This window comes from Aureibacter tunicatorum (assembly GCF_036492635.1).
GTDB classification, from domain to species: Bacteria; Bacteroidota; Bacteroidia; order Cytophagales; family Cyclobacteriaceae; genus Aureibacter; species Aureibacter tunicatorum.
On record NZ_AP025305.1, the window covers coordinates 1,367,791 to 1,388,571 of the forward strand.

15 protein-coding genes are annotated in these 20,781 nt (G+C 37.8%); 9 read left to right on the forward strand and 6 right to left on the reverse strand.

The genetic code is table 11. The annotated features are described in order from the left end of the window. Positions 1-243 precede the first annotated feature (243 nt). Positions 244-1,749, forward strand: a complete 1,506-nt coding sequence (locus AABK36_RS05825) for a SulP family inorganic anion transporter (protein WP_309941194.1) — start codon at positions 244-246, stop codon at positions 1,747-1,749. 77 nt (positions 1,750-1,826) lie between these two features. Here AABK36_RS05825 and pyk read toward each other — a convergent pair whose 3' ends face one another. Together pyk and AABK36_RS05835 are read right to left on the reverse strand one after the other, a co-directional pair. Further along, positions 1,827-3,266, reverse strand: coding sequence for a pyruvate kinase (pyk, locus tag AABK36_RS05830; RefSeq protein WP_309941197.1), 1,440 nt, complete (start codon positions 3,264-3,266; stop codon positions 1,827-1,829). Positions 3,267-3,275: 9 nt separating this feature from the next. Then, on the reverse strand, positions 3,276-3,674 hold the full coding sequence (locus AABK36_RS05835) for an IPExxxVDY family protein (protein WP_309941200.1): 399 nt from the start codon (positions 3,672-3,674) through the stop codon (positions 3,276-3,278). Positions 3,675-4,190: 516 nt separating this feature from the next. Between AABK36_RS05835 and AABK36_RS05840 the strand changes: the two genes are divergently transcribed. Genes AABK36_RS05840 through rnc form a run of 3 tightly spaced genes read left to right on the forward strand, consistent with a single transcriptional unit; the run spans position 4,191 to position 6,473 of the window. After that, positions 4,191-4,427: an acyl carrier protein gene (locus AABK36_RS05840; RefSeq protein ID WP_309941203.1), complete on the forward strand. Its 237-nt coding sequence runs from the start codon at positions 4,191-4,193 to the stop codon at positions 4,425-4,427. Between the two features lie 33 nt (positions 4,428-4,460). Beyond that, on the forward strand, positions 4,461-5,714 hold the full coding sequence (gene fabF, locus AABK36_RS05845) for a beta-ketoacyl-ACP synthase II (RefSeq protein ID WP_309941206.1): 1,254 nt from the start codon (positions 4,461-4,463) through the stop codon (positions 5,712-5,714). Between the two features lie 15 nt (positions 5,715-5,729). Continuing rightward, positions 5,730-6,473 carry a ribonuclease III gene (gene rnc / locus AABK36_RS05850; protein ID WP_309941207.1) on the forward strand — a complete coding sequence of 248 codons (744 nt, stop codon included), beginning with the start codon at positions 5,730-5,732 and terminating at the stop codon, positions 6,471-6,473. A 59-nt stretch (positions 6,474-6,532) separates the two neighbouring features. Here rnc and AABK36_RS05855 read toward each other — a convergent pair whose 3' ends face one another. Together AABK36_RS05855 and alaS are read right to left on the reverse strand one after the other, a co-directional pair. After that, entirely contained in the window at positions 6,533-7,645 is a 1,113-nt protein-coding gene (locus AABK36_RS05855; RefSeq protein ID WP_309941209.1) for a redoxin domain-containing protein, read from the reverse strand. Between the two features lie 156 nt (positions 7,646-7,801). Beyond that, a complete protein-coding gene (alaS, locus tag AABK36_RS05860) occupies positions 7,802-10,423 on the reverse strand; it encodes an alanine--tRNA ligase (protein ID WP_309941211.1) in 2,622 nt (873 codons plus the stop codon). Between the two features lie 156 nt (positions 10,424-10,579). Between alaS and AABK36_RS05865 the strand changes: the two genes are divergently transcribed. The 3 genes from AABK36_RS05865 to dprA all read left to right on the forward strand — a co-directional run bounded on the left by AABK36_RS05865 (position 10,580) and on the right by dprA (position 13,291). Beyond that, entirely contained in the window at positions 10,580-11,557 is a 978-nt protein-coding gene (locus tag AABK36_RS05865; RefSeq protein ID WP_309941213.1) for a M23 family metallopeptidase, read from the forward strand. A gap of 17 nt (positions 11,558-11,574) precedes the next feature. Continuing rightward, entirely contained in the window at positions 11,575-12,069 is a 495-nt protein-coding gene (locus tag AABK36_RS05870; protein WP_309941215.1) for a MerR family transcriptional regulator, read from the forward strand. A 109-nt stretch (positions 12,070-12,178) separates the two neighbouring features. Then, complete coding sequence (dprA, locus tag AABK36_RS05875) at positions 12,179-13,291, forward strand: DNA-processing protein DprA (protein WP_309941216.1); 1,113 nt, start codon at positions 12,179-12,181, stop codon at positions 13,289-13,291. Positions 13,292-13,359: 68 nt separating this feature from the next. Here the strand turns inward: dprA and AABK36_RS05880 are convergent, their stop codons facing one another. Both AABK36_RS05880 and AABK36_RS05885 read right to left on the reverse strand, forming a co-directional pair. Beyond that, positions 13,360-18,051 (reverse strand): T9SS type B sorting domain-containing protein, encoded by a 4,692-nt coding sequence (locus AABK36_RS05880; RefSeq protein WP_309941219.1) that lies wholly within the window; start codon positions 18,049-18,051, stop codon positions 13,360-13,362. A 252-nt stretch (positions 18,052-18,303) separates the two neighbouring features. Beyond that, positions 18,304-18,858: an NUDIX hydrolase gene (locus AABK36_RS05885; RefSeq protein WP_309941222.1), complete on the reverse strand. Its 555-nt coding sequence runs from the start codon at positions 18,856-18,858 to the stop codon at positions 18,304-18,306. Between the two features lie 258 nt (positions 18,859-19,116). Here AABK36_RS05885 and AABK36_RS05890 point away from each other — a divergent pair, with 258 nt between their 5' ends. Together AABK36_RS05890 and lpxB are read left to right on the forward strand one after the other, a co-directional pair. Continuing rightward, positions 19,117-19,539: a 6-pyruvoyl trahydropterin synthase family protein gene (locus tag AABK36_RS05890; protein ID WP_309941223.1), complete on the forward strand. Its 423-nt coding sequence runs from the start codon at positions 19,117-19,119 to the stop codon at positions 19,537-19,539. A 90-nt stretch (positions 19,540-19,629) separates the two neighbouring features. Further along, entirely contained in the window at positions 19,630-20,757 is a 1,128-nt protein-coding gene (lpxB, locus tag AABK36_RS05895; RefSeq protein WP_309941225.1) for a lipid-A-disaccharide synthase, read from the forward strand. The last annotated feature ends 24 nt before the right edge of the window (positions 20,758-20,781 follow it).

The following is a 20,781-nucleotide window of genomic DNA, read 5'->3' on the forward strand; positions in this document are numbered from 1 at the left end:
CCGAATGTCTTAGGATATTCGGCTTTTTTATTTAAGGGTTAGTAGTGCTGTTTGATGTCGGTTTGTGAAATTATTGTGAATTAATACAAATCCTTGGCAGAGGATTTTGAAAAGAGTATCTTTGCAAGCCTTAAATTGGGTGGCTTGTGGTGAATGAAAAAATGCGGGTTTGTTACCCAAATGGATTAAGAAATAAACTATTGAAAATCGATAAAAATTTACACAGAAATGCAGATGATGCAAATGAAAAAAGATGTTCTGTCAGGATTGACTGTGGCTTTGGCCTTAGTGCCGGAAGCTGTAGCGTTCTCTTTTGTGGCAGGAGTTGAGCCATTAGTGGGCTTGTATGCCGCCTTTTTGGTTGGTTTGATTACAGCTGCTATCGGCGGGCGACCTGGTATGATTTCAGGAGCTACTGGAGCCTTGGCTGTTGTGATGGTGGCTTTGGTGAAGGCGCATGGAGTTGAATACCTGTTTGCGGCGGTTTTATTAATGGGCTTTATACAGATTTTAGCAGGTGTGGCAAGGTTAGGAAAGTTTGTTAGGCTTATACCTCATCCAGTAATGCTGGGCTTTGTGAATGGCCTGGCTATAGTTATCTTTTTAGCTCAGTTGAGTTCATTTAAAGTGGCTGATTTGGCAACGAATGCGGAAGTATGGATGAGTGGCTCTCAGCTATATATTATGGCAGGTTTGGTAGCTTTGACTATGGCGATTATTTATTTCCTGCCTAAATTGACAAAGGCAATCCCTTCTTCATTAGCGGCTATTATTGTCGTGTCTATGATTGCCATATTTGCTGGGTTGGATACTGTGACAGTTGGAGATAAGGCGAAAATTGCAGGAGGTTTGCCTCAGTTTCATATTCCTATGGTTCCTTTTAACTTGGAGACTTTGAAAATCATTTTACCATATTCAGTGATTTTGGCTGCAATAGGTTTGATTGAATCTTTGATGACGCTTTCGCTAGTTGATGAAGTTACTGAAACTCATGGCAGTTCTAATAAGGAGTGTGTCGCGCAAGGATTGGCAAATGTCGCTTGCGGAGTTTTTGGAGCAATGGGAGGTTGCGCAATGATTGGACAAAGTATGATTAATGTGAATTCAGGAGGCCGAGGCAGAGCTTCGGGAATATCAGCGGCGATATTTTTATTGATCTTTATTTTGTTTGCATCCCAGTGGATTGAAATGATACCTATTGCGGCCTTGACAGGAGTTATGTTTATGGTAGTAATTGGAACGTTCGCGTGGTCAAGCTTGAGAATATTGCATAAGATACCTAAGTCTGATGCTTTTGTTTTGATTTTGGTGTCGGGATTAACTGTTGTGTTTGATTTGGCAATTGCAGTAGCTTCAGGTGTTGTTGTTTCTGCTTTGGTATTTGCTTGGGAGAATGCGGTTAGAATTCGTGCTAGAAGAAGCCTGATTGAGGATGGCAAGACAAAGCTTTATGAAATCTATGGCCCTTTGTTTTTTGGATCAATAACGACATTTAACGGGAAGTTTGATATAAAAGAAGATCCTGAAAATATAATTGTTGATTTTAAAGAATCGAGAGTAATGGATCATTCAGGTTTGGAGGCTATCAATAAATTAGCTGAGAAGTATCAAAAAGAAGGAAAAACGATTCATTTCAGACATTTGAGCGCAGATTGCAAAAGATTGTTGGATAAGGCTGGGGATTTAGTTCAAGTGAATGTAATGGAAGACCCGGAATATCAAGTCTCTTTGGATAGAAATCCAATCTAAAAAATACAATGTATGAATGGGATAAAAAAAGCAACATGTGTTTTACATGTTGCTTTTTTTGTTAAAGGCTGGCTGGCTTATGAGACCTTCGTTAAACGAATAGTATTCGTTCTTTCCTTATTGGCTATAGGCAATGTACCGGTAGTAACCACTAAATCACCATCTTGAATTTCGCCAAGAGATTTCAAGTCTTCATTAATTGTCAAGAATGCTTCTTCAGTCGATTCAGCGAATTTTTCCTTGAAGTATCCTCTAACACCCCAGATTAAACTCAATTGAGTAAGCAATTGCATGTTGTCAGTGAAGATTTGGATTTCTGCTTTTGGTCTGAATCTCGATACTTTGAATGCTGTGTAGCCTGTGAAGGTCATTCCTGTGATAGCAACAGCTTCTGTGTCTCTGGCAAGGTAAGCCGAGCTGGCAAGCACTCTGTCCTCGTTGTAAGTCTTAGAGCTTTTTTCCAATTCGAAATTTCTGTTGTAAATATGCTCAGAGTTGTTTTCCACTGATTTTATGATTTTAGACATCGCGCCAACAGCTAATGGCGGATAATTACCAAAAGCAGTCTCTCCCGAAAGCATCACAGCATCCGCTCCATCAAGAATCGCATTGGCAACATCTGATGCTTCCGCTCTTGTAGGTCTAGGATTGTTGATCATACTGTCAAGCATCTGTGTCGCTACGATAACAGGCTTAGCGGCCATGTTACATTTTTTGATAATCTCCTTCTGGATTACAGGAACTTCCTCCATCGGGATTTCAACACCTAAGTCTCCTCTGGCTACCATGATGGCGTCAGTCACATTGATGATCTCATCGATATTATTTACCGCTTCAGGCTTTTCGATTTTAGCAACTACTTTAGTCGTTTTGCCAGCTTGCTTGATAATGTTTTTCAACTCAATGATATCCTCGGCTCTTCTAACAAAAGAAAGCGCTACCCAGTCTACATTGTGCTCCAATCCGAACTGAAGGTCGTCAAGGTCTTTTTGAGTCATAGAAGGAGTCGAAAGGTTTGAGCCTGGTAGGTTGATGCCTTTTTTAGACTTAAGCATTCCGCCATGAACAACAATTGTTTTCACTTCGCCTTCTCCTTTGTCGATAACTTTTAGCTCCAAGTTACCATCGTCGATAAGAATAGGGTCGCCGATTTCAACATCGTCAGTCAGAGATTCGTAAGTTGTGCTTACTTTGTGTCTGTTGCCGACCATTGGAGTAGAGCAGATCACAAGCTCTTCACCAACGTTGATTTCAACGCCTTCATTTTCCACTTCCCCGATACGAATTTTTGGTCCTTGCAAGTCTTGCAACAAACCAACATTTACACCCAATTCCTTGTTGAGATCTCTTACAATGTTGATTCTATTTAGCTGCACGTCGTGACCACCGTGAGAAAAGTTCAATCTAGCCACATTAAGTCCGGCTTGGATGAGCTCTTTTACTTTTGGTTTTGATTCGCTAGTAGGGCCTAAAGTGGCTACAATTTTGGTTTTGTTTCTTCTTACTTGATTTTTCATGTAAACTTTTCAGACAATTAATATCTCTTGAGAATTGATTTTAGATAAATCCAATATTTTAATAAAATTAATGGATGAGTTTTGTTTGAGCTGTGAGATGAAATTGTTGAGCTTTTCCTCTGAAACCCATCCGTCAATGAGCATGAAGAAATTGAATTGGCGCAAGTCGTGAAGCAAGAACTTTGATCCTTCATCACTGCTGTAAGACTTGTTCTTAACGAGTGTTACAACAGAGCGATCATCCATGTGCTTGAATCTTGAAAAGCTGAAAGGCTTTTCTTCGGTCTGCGAGGAGAAATCCTGAGTTTTGATGAGCTTCAGGTAAGTCTCTTGGTTGATGTTCCAAGCAAGTTTATAATCTTTGAGATCAGTAACAATCCCTATTAGTTTATAATTTTCGTCAATCATAACTTTTAGGCGTCCTGCCGATAAATTTTTAATTCATTTGAATCAAAAAGTAATGATGCAATCTAAATTTATGGCAATAACGAAAAATGCTCCGCCAACTGCTTTTGAGTCAAAAACTTCGACGTTCATCGAAACGAGATTACTTTGCACTCGCTTCTTATTAGTTATCAAGCAAATTTAGTGATTTATTGCTATGTATTGTTTATAAATTTGTTAAAAAATAAATTATAAAAAAAATCACATTGCTGATTGCTTTTTATTCATAATCTGAACTTGATATATTGCAATAATGTTGTGCGTGTTAATGTTTGGTTTCTCTATAATTCTTTATAATGGTTGAATATCCCGCAAAATGAATGAATAAATCTTATTGCCTGTATTGTTTGTAATTTGCTTATTACTAGGTTGTTAAAAGAATGTTAGCCTGTTGTTGCTTTTAATCTTGGAGAAAATTGTTTGACATTATTGGATTAAATGTATTTCTTTGCAGGGTGTTCAAATAAAATATGTAAAACGATGTCTGAAATAGCACAGAAAGTAAAAGAGATTATTATTGATAAGTTAGGTGTTGAAGAGTCAGAAGTGACTCCTGAGGCTAGCTTCACAAATGATCTAGGAGCAGATTCACTTGATACTGTTGAGTTGATCATGGAATTCGAAAAAGAATTCAATGTTTCTATCCCTGATGATCAAGCGGAAAACATCGCTACTGTAGGTCAAGCAATCTCTTACCTAGAAGAGAACGCAAAATAATTTAAATTTTTCACTACACACTAAAATTCATATATGAATTTAAAAAGAGTAGTTGTTACAGGTCTTGGTGCGTTGACACCATTAGGCAATACTGTCGAGGAGTACTGGACAGGCTTGGTTAATGGCGTCAGCGGCGCTGGCCCGATCACAAAATTCGATGCAGCTAAGTTTAAAACTAGATTTGCATGCGAAGTGAAAAACTTCAATGTCAATAATTACATGGACAGAAAAGAAGCAAGAAGATTAGATCCTTTTGCTCAATATGCCATGGTGACGGCTGAAGAAGCTTTTCAAGATTCGGGCATCGATTTGGAAAAGATCGACTTGAGGAAGGCCGGTGTGATTTGGGGATCGGGAATTGGAGGTCTTCAAAGCTTTGAGACAGAAGTCAAGGAATACACGGAGAGAGGTTTTACACCAAGATTCAATCCATTTTTTATTCCGAAAATGATAGCGGATATCGCCGCTGGTCATATTTCAATCAAATACGGTTTTAGAGGAGCGAATTACGCAACAGTTTCTGCTTGCGCTTCGGCTACGCATGCGATAAGCGCGGCGGCTGATTACATTCGTTTGGGCAAAGCCAATGTCATGATAACAGGCGGCTCTGAGGCTTCAGTAGCTGCGGCAGGTGTTGGTGGATTTAGCGCTTTGAAAGCGTTGTCTGAGAGAAATGATTCTCCGGAAACTGCATCAAGACCATTTGACAAGGATAGAGACGGATTTGTGCTTGGAGAAGGAGCTGGTGCTTTGATCCTTGAAGAATATGAGCATGCAAAAGCGAGAGGAGCTAAGATATACTGCGAATTGGCAGGTTCTGGAGCTTCTGCGGATGCGTATCATATGACGGCGCCTCATCCAGAAGGATTGGGAGCGACAGAGGTAATGCAATATGCATTGGAAGATGCTGGAATGAAGGCTGAGGAAATTGATTATATTAATGTGCATGGTACATCAACGCCTTTAGGGGATGTGGCTGAGCTTAAAGCTGTTGAAAAAGCTTTTGGCGAGCATGCATATGAATTGAACATTAGTTCTACTAAGTCAATGACTGGTCACTTGCTTGGTGCGGCGGGAGCTATTGAGGCGATTGCTTGTGTTAAAGCATTGGAGAGCCAAACAGTTCCTCCTACGATCAATCATTTCACTGATGACGAGGAGATTAATCCTAGATTGAAGCTTACATTCAATACAGCGCAAAAGAGAGAAATTAAAGCGGCTCTAAGCAATACCTTCGGGTTTGGCGGACATAATTCTTCCGTGATTTTTAGAGTGATTGAGGAATAGAAATTTTTGTGGGAAGTGGTATTGAAAAGATTATTAAACCTGCATATATTTTCTTCAAAAAAAAATAAAAGGCTTATATACACAATCAAAAGCATTGTAGGATATAAGCCTTTAAATTTATCCATCTATAAGCTGGTAACTCAGCATAGTTCGATAGCGAAGGAGAATGCCCAAGGTTTCAAAGAGTCCAATGAGAGGTTGGAGTACCTGGGAGATGCTATTCTAGGGGCAATTATCGCCGAATATTTATTCAAGAAGTATCCTTATAAAAATGAAGGCTTTCTTACTGAGATAAGGTCAAGGATTGTCAATAGGGAGTCCCTTAATCAGTTGGCCTTGAAGATAGGACTCAATAAGCTTATCGAGTACAATCAAAAACCTCAAAGGCATTCCATGTCTTTCAAGTCGATATATGGAGATTCTTTGGAGGCTTTGGTGGGAGCTGTGTATTTGGATAGGGGATATAAGAAATGCAAAAAGTTTGTGATCAACAAACTGCTATTGCCTCATTATGACCTTGATGAAATAATCAAGAAAAACCCTAATCACAAAAGCCAGTTGATCGAATGGGCTCATCAAGAGCAGAAAGAAGTCAAGTTCGAAATTGTGCAGGTGAAAAATAGCAGTCCTTACAAGGAGTTTGTGGCAGAGGTGGTTGTGGAAGGCGAAGCAGTGAGTAGAGGCACAGGTCTTAGCAAGAAAAAGGCCGAGCAAAGCGCTGCTGAAAAAGCGCTTGAAAAATTAAAAGTAATTGGCTAATGACGAAAAAAGCCTGACCAAATTGATCAGGCTTGTCTGTAGAAACGTTATTGTTTCAGTTAGTGGAAGAGTTCTTTTAACTTTTCGTCCAATTCTTCGCCTCTAAGGTTTTTAGCGATGATTTTGCCATCTTTGTCAAGCAAGAATGTTGATGGAATTGAATTGACTTGATATTCTTTTGCTACCTCTGAATTGAAATACTTCAAATCCGATACTTGAGGCCAAGTTAGTTTGTCATCAGTGATCGCTTGTTCCCATTTGTCTTTGTCTTTGTCTAAAGATACTCCGATAAATTCGATTCCTTTGCTGTGATACTCATCGTATAAAGAAACCAAGTGAGGGTTTGCTTTTCGGCAAGGCGGGCACCAAGAAGCCCAAAAGTCAATGAGTACGTATTGTCCTTCAAAATCGCTTAAGCTTAATTTCTTGCCATCTGGTTGTGGTAATGTGAAGTTTGGAGCTTTCGATCCGATGGCTAGTTTTTTCGAGTTTTCAACTTGCTTGGCGAAATCGGTGATAATTGGCAACTCTGGATATTTTTTCTTTAGCTCTTGAGCTACTTTGTCAATGGTGTTTATATCCTTATCCGGATCCAATAGCCCTACTAGCTGCAAGTCTCCAAGTACGATTTCGTTGCTGTTGATGAGATTTTTGATTTCCGTTTGAATAGTGTTTTGCAGTGAGTCGAATTTGGCTGTGTAAAGGTTTTCTGCCAATGCGTCACCACTAGCCATTGCTTGAGAATAGTCTATTTCTATTTGCGTGGCTTTGACTCTAAAATCTTCAAGGAACACATTTGCTTTGTCTAATAGATCGTGCGATTTAGATCCTTTTATCTCAACAACTCCTTTAGGGTTGTTTCCGTCAACTTGGATGTTTATGTTTTCATTGCCATCAAGCACAAGGTTGACGTTTTGCTGATTGTAAAAGTTCAGTCTGTAAAATCCTGATTCAAGTTCATCGGAATTCACATTGAAAGTACTGTCTTTTACAGCTAAAGTATCTATCGGAGTTGGTATTTGGCCTTCCCATTTTTCCAACACAACTGCTCCTGATTCAGAAGGATGATTTATTTTTCCTGAAATAGTTATTTCAGCATTCTTGCTGTTTTTATTGCAAGCTAAAAATGCAAAGCAAATGCCCGCTCCAATAAAAATGTTCTTTAATTTCATCTGAAATTTGTTTAATGTTCCTAATGCTTAAAGGACAGCCTTTAAGTTTTGTTTTAAAAAAAGTGAATTCTTATGTGTTTTGCTAAATACATAGAATCCCTAATGAATATGAAAAAAGGGAGCGAAGAGCTCCCTTTGATTCAAAACTTTTTTATGTTATATCAGCGTAGCTGCTTTTTCTACTACTTTATCAAGTCCATTTATATCTTTGCCTCCAGCTGTAGCAACTGAAGGTTGACCTCCCCCACCTCCTTTGATCTCTTTGGCTAATTCTCTAACGATTTGTCCTGCATTGAGGCCTTTTTCAGAGATTAAGCTTTCAGATACAACGACGGAGATTTGAGGCTTTCCTGCAATGTTCGCGGCTAATACCATATAGACATTTTCAACCTCATTTTTAATCTCATAAGATAACTTTTTTAAAGCGTCTGCATTAGGCATTTTGACTTTGCTAAATATGCAGTTTACATCGTCTTTCTTTACCGCATTTTTAATCAAGTCTTGTTTGATTTGACCAGCTTTTTCCAAGTTAAGTTTCTCAAGCTCTTTTGCTAGGCTTGACTTGTCTTCCAAAAGTTGTTGAACCGCTTTTAGCGTATCTTTAGGATTTTTAAGAGCTTCCTTGATTTCCTTTAACAATTCAATGTGGCTTTGGACGAAGTTCTGTGCCTCAATAGCAGTTACAGCTTCAATTCTTCTTACGCCGGCAGCAACAGAGCTTTCAGCGACAATTTTGAATAAGCCAATCTCGCCTGTGGATTTTACATGCGTTCCTCCGCAGAGTTCAATAGAGTAAGACGAGTCGAATGTAATTACCCTTACAAATTCGCCATACTTTTCTCCAAATAAAGCTGTAGCGCCTAGTTCCATAGCTTCTTTGATTGGAATATTTCTTTTTTCGTCTAATGAAATATTTTCTCTTATCTTTTCATTAACGATATTTTCAATCTGGCTGATTTCTTCGTCAGTTACTTTCGCGAAGTGAGAAAAGTCGAATCTAAGTACTTTGTCGGATACCAAAGATCCCTTTTGTTGCACATGATCGCCTAAAACTTGTTTAAGAGCCGCATGAAGCAAGTGTGTGGCGCTATGGTTGTTGGCAGAAAATTTTCTTTTCTCTATATCAACGACTGCTTTGAAAGTCGACTCAGGAGAAGCTGGGATTTTTTCAGCAAAGTGAACGATCAGATCATTTTCCTTTTTAGTGTCGAGGATTTTGATCGTTTCGTCTTCTGATATGATATAACCAGTATCTCCAACTTGTCCACCGCTTTCAGCGTAGAAAGGCGTTTGGTTAAGTACAATTTGATAAAGCGAGCCTTTTTTCTGCTTTACTTCTCTATATTTTACAATACTGGCGTCTGCCTCTAGGTTGTCATAACCGATAAAGGTGATTTCGTCTTGTTCCTTAAGAATATTCCAGTCGCCTGTTTCTACTTCAGCGGCTTTTCTAGAACGAGCTTTTTGCTCAGCCATTTCTTTTTCAAAACCAACCTCATCGATGACTAGGCCATGCTCTCTAGCAATCAATGCTGTAAGATCAAGAGGGAAGCCAAATGTGTCATAAAGTTCGAAAGCGATCTTGCCTTCAACTTTCACATCATTTTTTGCTTTGACATCAGCAACAATTTCGTCCATTTTTTTAAGACCCACTTCCAGAGTTCTAAGGAATGAAGCTTCTTCTTCTTGAATTACTTTTTGAATGAATTCAGCTTGCTCTTTTAGTTCAGGGAATACTTGGTCGAATTGGCTTGCAAGTATTTCCACCAACTCATACATGAACGGTGCTTTGAAGCCAAGGAAAGTATATCCGTATCTTACAGCTCTTCTAAGAATTCTTCTGATCACATACCCAGCTTTGTTGTTAGAAGGAAGCTGTCCGTCGGAAATAGCGAAAGTAATCGCTCTGATATGATCGACAATCACTCTTAGAGCGATATCTGTTTTTTCATCAACGCCGTATTCAACGTTGGATTTTTTCGCAATGTATTGAATCATTGGCTGGAAAACATCAGTATCATAATTGGATGTTTTTCCTTGAATAGCCATCGCCAATCTCTCAAATCCCATACCTGTGTCAACATGTTGTTCAGGCAGATTTTCAAGTGTTCCATTGGCTAGACGGTTGAACTGCATGAATACAAGGTTCCAGATTTCAATAACTAAAGGGTGGTCTTGGTTCACCAAATCTTTCCCTGGTATTTTGTCTAATTCGCTTTCAGGTCGAATGTCGATATGTATTTCAGAGCACGGTCCGCATGGGCCTGTGTCTCCCATTTCCCAGAAATTGTCCTTTTTATTACCGTTCAATATTCTGTTTTCAGGAATTAATTCCTTCCAAAAATTGTATGCTTCTTGATCTCTTTCAAGTTTTTCAGATGCATCGCCTTCGAAAATCGTAACATAAAGCCTGTCTTTAGGAAGACCATATACGTCAGTCAGTAGTTCCCATGCCCAAGCAATAGCTTCTTTTTTGAAATAATCGCCAAATGACCAGTTTCCAAGCATTTCAAACATTGTGTGGTGGTAAGTGTCGATACCAACTTCTTCCAAGTCGTTATGCTTGCCTGATACTCTAAGACACTTTTGAGTGTCTGATACTCTTCTGACATCAGGAACTTTGTTTCCTAGAAAGTAGTCTTTGAACTGATTCATTCCAGCATTGGTGAACATCAGCGTAGGGTCGTCTTTGATGACCATTGGAGCTGAATCTACTATTTTATGCTGTTTATTTTCAAAAAAATCAAGAAAAGCTTTCCTTATCGATTTCGAATCCATGTATATACTGATTAAATATTTATTTTAATGCCTAATGAATTTAAGTATAAATATACCTATATTGCAAAAATCAAGTGAACATTATCTGCCAAGCCTTATGAATAGCTGGCAGTGTTTCAGATAGCAAAAGTAAAGGATTTAGACTACAATATTGTAATGGCAAAGATAAAATATTCCTATGATACGGAGACTTGCAAGTACGAACGAGTAAAGACCTCCAAATCCGATATTCTTATCAATGCTTTGAGCTTTTTTTCAGTATCGTTGATTATATCTTTTTTTATTTTGCTGGCTTTTCAGGCATTTTTCACCTCTCCAAAAGAAGCGGCTTTGATCAAGGAGAATAAGGAATTGAAATTGTACAATGAAATGCTAAGCAAAAGAATGGATGATACTGAAAATGTATTGGAACTGTTGCAGAGCAAGGATGATAATTTATACAGGACAGTTTTTGAAGCAGAACCTATTCCAAATTCTATTCGAAATGGAGGAGTTGGAGGAGTGAAAAGGTACAAGGACTTGTTGGATTTGAATTTGAGTCAGGAAGAGATGATTATCAATCAGTTTGAAAAAATCGACCGATTGAGAACAAGAATGTACATACAGATGGAGTCTTTTGACCAGATTTCTGAGATGGCTAAAAATAAGGAAAAGATGTGGGCGTCTATTCCAGCTATTCAGCCGGTGAATAATAAAGAAATGAAAAGACTTTCATCCGGGTTTGGGACCAGAATGCACCCGATCTTGAAAAGATGGAGATTGCATGAAGGGGTTGATTACTCAGCGCCTAAAGGGACGCCGATATATGCGACCGGAGATGGCAAAGTGGTGACTGTGAAATCGAATTTTGGAGGATATGGGAAAGAAGTGGTGATCGACCATGGTTTTGGGTTTACTACTCGATACGCTCATATGCAGTCTTTTAATGTTAAGAGAGGCCAAAAAGTAAAAAGAGGCGAGTGCATTGGATTTGTTGGCAATACTGGTCGATCTACGGCACCGCATTTGCATTATGAAGTAAGGAAGAATGACAAGCCTGTTAATCCTATTCATTATATATTCAAGGATATCACAGCCGAAGAATATGAGGAGCTTTTGAAATTGGCTTCAGTTAAAAACCAATCATTGTCTTAACTAAAATTTTTTGAACAGTGCCATACAAAGAAAGAGCGATAGAAAAAAGATATTTTAGCATAGGAGAAGTAGCGGAACAATTAAAGGTGGCTCCATCTCTGATCCGTTTTTGGGAGTCTGAGTTTGATATTATCAGACCTCGAAAAAATAGAAAAGGTACTCGACAGTTTACACAAGAAGATATCAAGAACCTCACATTGATTTATCACTTGGTGAAAGAAAAAAGGTATACTATCAATGGAGCGAAAGAATATTTGAAACATCAGTCGGAAGGCTTCTTGGATAGAGTGCAGACGATTAACAAGCTTAAGAGTATGAAAGAATTCTTGACAAGCTTGAGAGACGAAATAGCTCCCGGAGATCATGCGGATAAAGAGGAAGAGTATTATATGGATGATATGGAGGGAGTAGAGGATTATGAGGACGGAGAGGATATTGAAATGTCGGAAAAGGAAGAGAATCCAAGTCCGTACAAACCAAATATCAATCCGGAAGCGAATTACGGATTTTAGAATTTAGAGGCTTAGGCCTCTTTTTTTTGGCTAAGAAATTGTACTCGTATTTAACCCCGCTAGGGATTTGAATTATTTTCAATTGCGATTTCGCATAAGAGTATATTATATGAGTCAGCTTACGATCTTAGCCTTATCCTTGATCGAAGGCATAGGAGGTAGCGCTATCAAGCAGATGCTAAGCCAAATGGATGAAATCGATATGTTAAGGAATTTGTCCGCTTATGAAATTTGCGGCATGTCTAATATCGGAGAAAGAAAGGCTTATGCTATTTCGTCAAGTTTGGAACGAAAGCTATTAGAAGCTGAGGAAGTGCTGGATAAAGCTGAGAAGTATGGTGTCGATGTTATTTCAGTAGATCAAGATCTTTTTCCTAAAAATCTAAAGGAAATATATGATTGCCCTTGTGTTATTTATCAAAAAGGCAACATTAGGCTAGAGGGCAGAAAAGTGGTTAGCTTTGTCGGGACAAGAAAAGCTACTCATTATGGTCAATCTTTAGTGGAGTCGCTTATCGATCAAATTCAAGCCTATGACCCAGTTATTGTAAGTGGTTTGGCATATGGCATAGATTATAAATCCCATTCAGAAGCTTTGAAAAGAGGTCTTTCTACGATTGCTGTTATGGCTAGTGGATTGGATATCGTGTATCCTTCAAAGCATAAGTATATCGCGGAAGAAATGCTTGAAAGAGGTGGTTGGATTTCAGAACAGCCCTTTGGTGTATTGCCTGACGCACGAAGGTTTCCTGCAAGAAATAGAATTATTGCAGGTCTTGCGGAGGGAACAATAGTTATTGAAGCCGCTCAAAAAGGGGGTGCATTGATTACAGCTTATTTGGCTAACGATTATAATCGTGAAGTTTTTGCTGTGCCGGGAAATTTAAGTAACCCTTACAGCAAGGGTTGCAATGAGTTGATCAAAACTCATAAAGCTCAGTTGATAACAAATGGGGATGATATTGTCAACGCTTTGAACTGGGATTTGAAGAAGAAGTCATCAATACAAAAGGAGATAGGTTTTATGCCGGAAATGACCACTGAAGAGAAGCAGATTTTTGAAATTCTTAAGAAAAAGCCAAGCATCCACATAGATGAATTGAGTTGGTTGAGTGAAATGAAGGTTAGCCGGTTGGCAAGTCCTTTATTGTCTCTTGAGTTAAAGGGGATTGTGAAACAGAATTATGGCAAAAATATAAGTTTGGATTTGAAGTATATATAAAAAGCCGATGCTGTCTAAGACATGCACCGGCTACGAACAACAAACAAAAGAATTGCTTTTAATTTTTTTTAGTCGGCAATTTGAACCATTCCATTGAATTTGTATTTGCCTTTGTCTACTTCAAGTATATAGAAATATGTGCCTTGAGAAAGTCTTTTTCCTCCAAATGTGCTGGTATTTGCTGTTCCATCCCATGATTGATCATAGTTCTCTTTCTCATAGACCAGTTGTCCCCAACGATTAAATATTTTCAAAGAATTGTCTTGATAGAATTCAAGTCCATTGATAATGAAAGTATCATTTTTACGATCTTTAAGATAAGGAGTGATCAGTTCATTGGCTTGAATTCTGTCATCAATGATGTAAACAATTATGTCAGCTTGATCGCATAAACCTTCGCTATCGCAAATTTCGTAAGTGAAGCTGATCATTTTGGATCTTTCAATAGGGTCATATTCAGCATTCTGGATGCTGGAAAAATCCGGAGCTTGATAATGTACAATGCCATTTTCTAAATCGATGTTAATGATTTCACCGTATTCAGGCTCTTTAATGATTTTGAACGTAGACTCTATGATGTCATTGTCAAGATCATAATCTTGATCTCTTTCAATAGGATAAAGTGCTTCGATTGCTATTTCATGATTGCTTTGAACTCTTACAGTGTCATTGATGGCTACTGGTCTTCCATATATGTATACTGTTATTTGAGCAATATTGGAGACAGCTCCCTCTTTGTCTGTAATCGTATAGTTGATTTTAGTAATTCCGTGATGTATGTCTGATATAGGTGTAAATAATATTTTCCCATTGGATTGTAATTTAAAAGTTCCTCCATCAGTTGTAATCGACCCTTGGAATTCAGGAGTCTCTGGATCTAAGTCGATATCGATATTTCCTGGATTTAAAGTTCGGTGATCCGCATCGCTATCATTGTTCAAGATATCAATTTCTATTGTTTTTTCATTATGGACACTGACTGAATCATTGATTGCATATGGAGGGTTGTTTGATAATATATTTACCTCTCTTGTAATACTGCAACCAAATTGGTTCTGAATAAAAACAAGGTATTTTGTCTCACCTTTAACGATTTCTGTTAGTTCGCTTGTAGAGTTAATAGGTAAAGTGTTCAAACTGGATTGAAACCATGAGTATTCTATAGGGTCAGTTTGTCGGCTGGATTCAATTACATTCAGTTTAATTTTTTGGCCTAATGTCGCCTCTATCGGAGATTGGTAAAAACCTAAATCTATATTGTTTAAAGTGACATTAATACCGTTGATTTCAGGCATTGATCCTATAGAAATTGTCGTGGTTGCTGAAGCTGAAGAACAATTATTTTCATTTGTATTGACTGTCCAAGTAATATCGTAGATTCCGAAATCTGTAATTGAAGCTGGATTAATTTCTAAAGTATTACCTGAAATTGAGCCGATAGAGACAGTATTGTTGTCTTTTTCAATAATCCATGCTCCTGTTCCAGTATTATTTGAGCCTGTGATAACAAAAGGATTATCATTAGCGCATGCATTTGTGATTGGGTTGTCGATGCTTGCGATAATTGGCTCATTGAAGGTAATCGTGATAGGATCTGAGTCTATTTCACAGCCCTCAGTGTTGATTACTTTTCTTATGACTGTGTATTCACCAAACATTCCTTCATTGATGGTTAATGAAGCGCTTGAGGCATTAATATTATCAAAACTAGCATCATCCGCATTGTCACTAGTAATTTCCCAAGCGTAAGAATTAGGAGCAATAGCTTCCGAGCCTGTTAGAGTTGCGGATGAACTGCAGACTTTCAAGTCGTTGCCAGCGTCAAGCTTTATGGCGTTGTTAATGGTGATTTGAGTTGTGGCAGATTGCTCTGAGCAGTTGCTGCTATTGTCTGGAGTCACAGTCCAAGTAATATCATAAGTTCCGAAATCTGTAATTGAAGCTGGATCAATTTCTAAAGTATTATCTGAAATTGAGCCGATAGAAACAGTGTTGTTGTCTTTTTCAATAGTCCATACTCCTGTGCCGGTGTTACTTGAGCCTGTGATAATAAAAGGATTATCATTAGCGCATGCATTAGTGATTGGGTTATCGATACTTGCGATAATTGGCTCATTGAAGGTAATTGTGATGGGGTCTGAGTCTATTTCACAGCTCTCAGTGTTGATTACTTTTCTTATGACTGTGTATTCACCAAACATTCCTTCATTGATGGTTAATGAAGCGCTTGAGGTATTAATATCATCAAAACTAGCATCATCCGCATTGTCGCCAGTAATTTCCCAAGCGTAAGAATTAGGAGCAATAGCTTCCGATCCTGTTAAAGTTGCGGATAAACCGCAGACTTCCAAGTCGTTGCCAGCGTCAAGCTTTATGGTGTTGTTAATGGTGATTTGAGTCGTGGCAGATTGCTCTGAGCAGTTGCTGCTATTGTCTGGAGCCACAGTCCATGTAATATCATATGTACCGAAATCTGTAATTGAAGCCGGATCAATTTCTAAAATATTATCTGAAATTGAGCCGATAGAGACAGTGTTGTTGTCTTTTTCAATAGTCCATACTCCTGTGCCGGTGTTATTTGAGCCTGTGATAATAAAAGGATTATCATTAGCGCATGCATTAGTGATTGGGTTGTCGATGTTTGCGGTAATTGGCTCATTGAAGGTAATCTTGATAGGATCTGAGTCTATTTCACAGCCCTCAGTGTTGATTACTTTTCTTATGACCGTGTATTCGCCAAACATTCCTTCATTGATGGTTAATGAAGCGCTTGAAGCATTAATATCATCAAAACTAGCATCATCCGCATTGTCGCTAGTAATTTCCCAAGCGTAAGAATTAGGAGCAATAGCTTCCGAGCCTGTTAGAGTTGCGGTTGAACCGCAGACTTCACTTTCAGCAACTGAAGCGGAAAGCTTGCTGTTTTTTCTGAATGTTATTTCTTTATTGATTAGATCTTCACACATTCCATTAGATTCTTTCCAAGTAATAATGTAAGTTCCAAAATCGCTGTCATTTGAAATGGAAATTGTTACTGGATATATGCCCTCTGAGAAATCTGTAGGTTTGTTGTAAGTGATATTAACTTTGTCATTGAGAGAATTTGTTCCCGATTCATCCGTAATTTGAGTGATTTCTACTTTGTGATCAAGCTGTATAAGTTCTGTGGGGTTTGTGGCTTCTTCCAATAGTGTAATTGGAAGCTCAACTTCGACGCTTTTCTCATTACAGTTCACTTGTAGGGGAAGTAGTGATTCGGTGAAATTAGGTTTTTTTATAAATGTTAAGTCAAAGGCTGAAGCTTCTTCATCATCATATCCTTTAAAGTCGGATAAGTTGGATAATTTAATTTGGACAGCATTGTGTGTGGCTGTTGGGTTGTCGTTGACTGTGCCATTGTCAAGCCCAATTCTTAATGTTCCTTCGTCGTAATTAGTTCCGTCTTCACTTTTTAACTGAAAACTATTGCTGATTTGAACTTTAACTCTGAACTTGTATGATTTACTGCTATTTTCGTAAGGTAGTTCAATTGTACAGTTGGTTGCTGTGGCATTTGATGAGCCATTGATATTATTTAATTTAAAATATGAGTTAGCCGTAGTGTAGTTGTTTGTTATTTCATCAAATGCTTCGATGTTTGATTCGAATGTCATTCCTTCAGGTAAAGAGAGCTCGAATGGAATTTCAGTTATATCGCGTCGAGTTCTATTTGTGATTTCAAAGAAGTAATAAAACTCCAATTCTTCCTCAGGTACATTATCACCTAGGCAAAACTCGGATTTGGATGGTGTTTGTTTAAGTGTTAAGTCATATGCGCATGAACAACCGTCATTTTGACCTGTAGGCTCGCCTCTTGAAAGGTTATTGCCATTTTGCAAAGTACCGTCATTTGGATCGAATATGATCAATGTTGTTTGCCCAGCTTCGCTGTATGTATGATCTCTGGCGTATGCCCAAAATTGACCATCTACAAAGTAAACAGCTCCTGCACCTCCGTAATTGTAGAATTGTGGACTTACAGTCTCCAACGCTAAATTTTCATCATTTTCAGTAGTATTTATTCTAACAAGTCTGCCGTCAAAGATCGTATTATCGATTGCATTACGAGCTTGTTTCCATCCGTATATTTTATTGTCGTCAGGATTGAATACGATATCGGCAATTCCAGAGGAAATGGTTGCGTATTTTTGAGTGAAAGATTGGTCAGATATAGGCAGCGTTTTTTGCGATCCGTCAGGATTGTATATAGCATTATGCAGATCAAAATACACTACTCTGCCACCTCCTGTGCACCAATAACGACCATTGACATCAATGTCTCCACTGTTGAAATATTCGCCAACTTTGCAAACTAGCTCAACTTTGTAGTCAAAGTTTTCTCCATTAATATTGTCCTTTTTTAATCTGTATATACTAGTGTTCGAGCTATTTCCATAGTTGGCTAGAAAATAGATATACCCATCTTTGACATTGAAAGCCGCGGCATTCATTGTGGAGAAATTAAGGTTTATCCCATTGTTTACTCCATTAAACAGAAACCGTCGCTCAAGTGTGACAGATTGTGTTTGAGCATTCATTTTTAGTTCTTCTAGGGCGTAGTTTGAAGACCCCGAAATCTTGTAAATTTGGAATAAAGCGCCTGAACAAGTAAATCCGTCAAATTCAGAGGCAGGTAATGTCCCTTGGGCGTTTGCTGAATTGAGATTGAAATCAACCAAGGTGAAAATAAAGCTAATCAGCAGGAGAGTTTTTCTGATCATGGTGTGTAATGTATCAATGATAAATATGTATCAAATTTATTTTTATAAAAAAATAATAGATTTTATCAGTAAACTCTAGTACTTAATTGTCATTAATTTGATTTAAAGTTAAAAAGTTGACAATTGTTAATGTTTTGTATGAAGCGAGACTATTAATGGTTTAGATTAGTTGGTTTTGAATTATATCAAATTATCTGAAAGAGTAGTATAAGTTAAAGTGCCTTTCAATAATTTTGAAAGGCAAACAAGAGTTTAAAAAAGCAGTTTTGACGCTTTTAGAATCGCCATGCATGATATTACATCTGTGATTTTTTCATTCATGACCATATCGAGAGCTTTTTCAAAAGGAACTTTCATTATTTCAATTACTTCAGTTTCATCAAATTCGGTTTCATGTTGACTGAGATCTTCCGCTAGGAAAATGAAACCTTCTTCATCAGTGCAGGAGTTCGACGTATGAAATTTGCCTATGTTTGTCCATTTTTGAGCTTTAAGCCCCGTTTCTTCTTTGAGTTCTCTCTTGGCGCTTTCCAATATATCTTCATTTAAAGGGCCGCCACCCATTGGGATTTCCCACGAGTACTCGTCAATAGTGTATCTGTATTGGCCAACTAGCCATGTGTTGCCTTGAGAGTCAATTGGTAAAATAGCGATTGCTCTATTCTTGAAAAGAACTTTTCCATAGATGCCTTCTTTTCCATTAGGCATGATGACATCGTGTTCTTCGACTTTAATCCACGGGTTTTCATAAATGTTCTTTTTATCTTTGAATTGCCATGGATTTTGTTTGCTATTATTTATCGACATGTTATAAGTATCTATTTGTTGCAAAATAATTTGAGAAAGTTAAACGCTTGTATGAAATTTCTCTATTTATAGTTGAGTATGGGATAAATATTATTTTCTAATTGTTCGATGCTTAATATACTGAATTTATAAATGTTGGCAAATGCGAGTAAAGTTACTCGTGTAATATTGGTCGTAACTTTTTAAATTTTCTTCTGTTATTTCCCTAAGTGAGAGCTTCTTGCTATATTTGCGGACGATTTTAATTAACGAGAGGAAATGATCTATTTAAGTAAGGAATTGACGTTTTGTGCGGCGCATCAATTGTATAATCCAAAATGGAGCAAGGAAAAAAATGAGGAAGTCTTTGAAGGATGCGCTCATGAAAATTGGCATGGACATAATTATCATCTGACTGTGACTGTAAAGGGAAGACCTGATGAAGATACGGGTATGGTGATGAATTTCAAGGACTTGAAAAGAATTGTCAAAAAAGAGGTGATTTCTAAAGTGGATCATAAGAATCTTAATTTGGATGTCGACTTCATGAAAGGTAAGATGACGACTTGTGAAGTATTAGTGGAAGCTATGTGGGGAGTGCTTGCTCCAAAGATCAGTGAATTTACTGATGGTAGAGTAGTGTTGCATTCATTGAAATTATATGAGACAAACACAAGTTTTGCTGAATATTACGGTGAGTAATTGATTGTATTTAGTTTAAGAATATGAAAGCGTCGCTAATTTAAAGCGACGCTTTTTTGTTACTGTTGAATGAAAATGTAACTTTATTTCATGAGATATTTTATTGTTGCCGGAGAGAGATCCGGTGATTTGCATGCTTCAAATTTAGTCAAGGCTTTAAAGTCTCAAGATAGCGATGCTGTTTTCGCTGGTTTTGGTGGAGATTATATGGCAGAGGCTGGAGTTGAGGTCAAGGTTCATATCAGGGAACTTGCATTTATGGGGTTTCTTGAAATAGTCAAGGGGTTGTTTAAAATCTTGGGCTTTTTGAAGATTTGCAAGTCCGAGATCGAATCATTTAAGCCCGATGTTATTATATTGGTCGATTATGGCGGATTTAATATGAAAATAGCTAAGTGGGCCAAGGAAAATGGGATTAGAGTATTTTATTATATTTCACCTAAAGTGTGGGCATGGAACACGTCCAGAGCTTGGAAGCTCAAAAAGACAGTAGATAAGATGTTTTCAATACTGCCTTTTGAAAAAGCTTTTTTTATGCAATTTGATGACTGGGATGTTGATTATGTTGGTAACCCAGTCGTAGACGCTGTGATGGCGCACAATAAGAATGATGAGTTTATGGAAGGTAATAATCTTCCAAAAGACAAGCCACTTGTTGCTTTATTGCCAGGAAGTAGAAAGCAAGAGTTGAAATACATCTTGCCGACAATGCTGGAAGTTGCTGATAAGTTTCCTGATTGCCACTTTTGCGTTGCTGGTGTGAAATCATTGGATTTGACATTATACGATAGCTTAAAAGGACATAGTAATATTTCTCTTATTTTTGACCAAACATACGATTTGTATTCCAATGCATCTGCTGGAATAATTACTTCTGGAACAGCAACCTTGGAAACGGCTTTGTTTGAATTGCCTCAGGTTGTTGCTTATCGAGGAGGGAAGATATCTTACGCGATAGCTAAATTAGTAGCTAAAGTAAAATACATTTCTTTGGTGAACTTGATAATGGATAAGCAAGTAGTGAAAGAATATATTCAGGAAGAGATGACAGTTCAAAATCTATCAAGGGAATTAGAGCTTTTGTTGGATAATAATTCGAATGAAAGATTGTCAATGAAGAAAGATTATATTGAATTGAAAAATATATTGGGGAGTGAATCAGCTTCGGTTCGAGCAGCGAAAAAAATGTATGGATATTTGATTGAGAAGGTTAAATAGAAAAAGGAGCGTTGTGGCTCCTTT